Consider the following 1,547-nt stretch of genomic DNA (forward strand, 5'->3'; position numbering starts at 1 on the left):
CGGTGTGATTCATGACTGGGGTGAAGTCGTAACAAGGTAGCCGTAGGGGAACCTGCGGCTGGATCACCTCCTTAATCGACGACATCAGCTGCTCCATAAGTTCCCACACGAATTGCTTGATTCATTGTAGAAGACGATAACTGCAGAGTTGATCTGCGGTTTTTCTGTCGTAAAGCTTAGAAATGAGCATTCCATCAAATGATGGTGAATGTTGATTTCTGATCTTTTGATTAGATCGTTCTTTAAAAATTTGGGTATGTAATAGAAAGTTAGACTGGATAACACTTTCACTGGTGTTTATTCAGGCTAAGGTAAAATTTGTGATTGAAAGCAAATTTTCGGCGAATGTCGTCTTCATAGTATAACCAGATTGCTTGGGGTTATATGGTCAAGTGAAGAAGCGCATACGGTGGATGCCTTGGCAGTCAGAGGCGATGAAAGACGTGGTAGCCTGCGAAAAGCTTCGGGGAGTCGGCAAACAGACTTTGATCCGGAGATGTCTGAATGGGGGAACCCACCTAACATAAGTTAGGTATCTTAAGCTGAATACATAGGCTTAAGAAGCGAACCAGGGGAACTGAAACATCTAAGTACCCTGAGGAAAAGAAATCAACCGAGATTCCCTTAGTAGTGGCGAGCGAACGGGGACCAGCCCTTAAGCTGTATTGATGTTAGCGGAACGCTCTGGAAAGTGCGGCCATAGTGGGTGATAGCCCTGTACGCGAAAACATCTTTGCAGTGAAATCGAGTAGGACGGAGCACGAGAAACTTTGTCTGAATATGGGGGGACCATCCTCCAAGGCTAAATACTACTGACTGACCGATAGTGAACTAGTACCGTGAGGGAAAGGCGAAAAGAACCCCGGAGAGGGGAGTGAAATAGATCCTGAAACCGTATGCGTACAAGCAGTGGGAGCCCACTTTGTTGGGTGACTGCGTACCTTTTGTATAATGGGTCAGCGACTTATTTTCAGTGGCAAGCTTAACCGAATAGGGGAGGCGTAGCGAAAGCGAGTCTTAATAGGGCGTCTAGTCGCTGGGAATAGACCCGAAACCGGGCGATCTATCCATGGGCAGGTTGAAGGTTGGGTAACACTAACTGGAGGACCGAACCGACTACCGTTGAAAAGTTAGCGGATGACCTGTGGATCGGAGTGAAAGGCTAATCAAGCTCGGAGATAGCTGGTTCTCCTCGAAAGCTATTTAGGTAGCGCCTCATGTATCACTGTAGGGGGTAGAGCACTGTTTCGGCTAGGGGGCCATCCCGGCTTACCAAACCGATGCAAACTCCGAATACCTACAAGTGCCGAGCATGGGAGACACACGGCGGGTGCTAACGTCCGTCGTGAAAAGGGAAACAACCCAGACCGTCAGCTAAGGTCCCAAAGTTATGGTTAAGTGGGAAACGATGTGGGAAGGCTTAGACAGCTAGGAGGTTGGCTTAGAAGCAGCCACCCTTTAAAGAAAGCGTAATAGCTCACTAGTCGAGTCGGCCTGCGCGGAAGATTTAACGGGGCTCAAACCATACACCGAAGCTACGGGTATCA

2 rRNA genes are annotated in these 1,547 nt (G+C 48.3%); both read left to right on the forward strand.

Going from position 1 to position 1,547, the window contains the following annotated elements:
- Positions 1-74, forward strand: a 16S ribosomal RNA gene (locus EQV96_RS23235); the annotation flags it as partial.
- 312 nt (positions 75-386) lie between these two features.
- Positions 387-1,547, forward strand: a 23S ribosomal RNA gene (locus EQV96_RS23240); the annotation flags it as partial.

Origin of the sequence: Pseudomonas sp. TMW22080, assembly GCF_022496745.1 — a bacterium.
Lineage (GTDB): Bacteria > Pseudomonadota > Gammaproteobacteria > Pseudomonadales > Pseudomonadaceae > Aquipseudomonas > Aquipseudomonas bubulae.